General features: G+C 42.2%; 2 pseudogenes. Both read left to right on the top strand.

From position 1 onward, the window contains the following. Window positions 1-71 precede the first annotated feature (71 nt). A pseudogene (locus QUA99_RS33335) lies at window positions 72-197 on the top strand (IS1 family transposase); the annotation flags it as partial. Window positions 198-268: 71 nt separating this feature from the next. After that, window positions 269-1,399: pseudogene (locus tag QUA99_RS32765) on the top strand (RNA-guided endonuclease InsQ/TnpB family protein); the annotation flags it as partial. Between the last annotated feature and the right edge of the window lie 177 nt (window positions 1,400-1,576).

Below are 1,576 nucleotides of genomic sequence, written 5' to 3'. Positions count from 1 at the left end.
TCTATCATGTAGCGCAGGGCGAAAAATTTTGGCTCATATCATACTTTTAACCATTTACAAAACCGGGATGCTCCCGACTACATCGCAAGACTCTTTGTTATTCTAAATGTGAGAAAATGCTCAAGCATTCTATTAAGTTATTAATACATTACTTGAAATTTCACGATCTTCCCATTCCTGGGGCATTCATACCTTGATTCAGCAAAGCCTCAGATCGCTATGAGTGTTGAACAAGAAATACGCACAGCCCAAAGAACGGAAGTCTCAAATGCAGCTAACAGAGAGGCACATCATTAAATCCACGGAACACCGTTTCGCCCAAATAGACGAACTAGCTTTCAAGTCCAAAAACCTCTACAATGCCGCCAATTACGTCATTCGTCAGAGCTTTATTTATGGATGGGGTTATGTCAGTTATAACGAAATGAACCGATTGATGAAGTCTCACGAAGCATATAAGGCTTTGCCTGCTAAAGTAAGTCAGCAAATCTTGATGGTGCTAGACAAGAATTGGAAATCGTTTTTTGAAGCAGTTCAAGCTTACAAAGCTGACTCTTCAAAATTCACGGGTCGCCCAAAATTGCCAAAGTACAAAGACAAGACCAAAGGGCGAAACCTTCTCGTTTACACAATTCAAGCGATTAGCAGCAAACAGTTGAAGCAAGGAATTATTAAACTTTCGGGGACTGAACTTTCAATCAAAACCCAAGTCAATCCCGACCGGGTTTGCCAAGTTAGGCTGGTGCCGAGATGCGATTCCTATGTAATAGAGGTGATTTATGATGCTTGTACTGAGCGTAGTCGAAGTGAAGCGGAGTCCACCCTTGGCAACGCTAATTCTGTAGCTAGTATTGATTTAGGACTGGATAATTTAGTGGCGTTAACTTCAAATCAACCGGGATTTATCCCTTTGTTGATTAACGGGCGACCATTGAAATCGATTAACCAGTTTTACAACAAGCGTCAAGCACGATTGCAATCCCAGTTCAAAGGGAATCGCAAAACTTCGCCCCGCATTCAGCGCTTAACTCGCTGTCGCCATCAAAAAGTTGATAATTACTTACATCATGCTAGCCGTCTAATTATTAACCTTTTGCTCACTAAGCAGATTTGGACGCTAGTAATTGGCAAGAATGCACAGTGGAAAACTGAAATTGATCTCGGTTCGCAAACCAACCAAAACTTTGTCAGTATCCCTCACGCTCGATTAATTGAAATGTTGGAATACAAAGCTTGGTTGGCGGGAATTAAGGTAATCGTGCAGGAGGAATCCTACACGTCGCGGTCAAGTTTTTTGGACTTAGACCCAATCCCTGTTTACGGAAAAACTGATAAAGAGCCTGTGTTCACTGGTAAGCGGCTCAAGCGAGGTTTGTACAAAACATCGACTGGTCAGTTAACCCTGTTGTGTCACTTTCGCGGTAGTATAATGAGGCACAAAGCCTAGAACGTAAATACAGAGCATGGTAGAGCCTCGTCGAGCCATACCAACCGTAAAGTTTGTGGATGAATATTGCCACTGGTATAAAAGCCTGTTTTCAGATGTCAGGAGTTTTGAGGCTTTTAAGTACCTTCA

Source organism: Microcoleus sp. F10-B2, from assembly GCF_036704965.1.
In the GTDB taxonomy this organism is placed as follows: domain Bacteria; phylum Cyanobacteriota; class Cyanobacteriia; order Cyanobacteriales; family Microcoleaceae; genus Microcoleus.
This window is presented reverse-complemented; position numbering and strand designations above follow the sequence as displayed.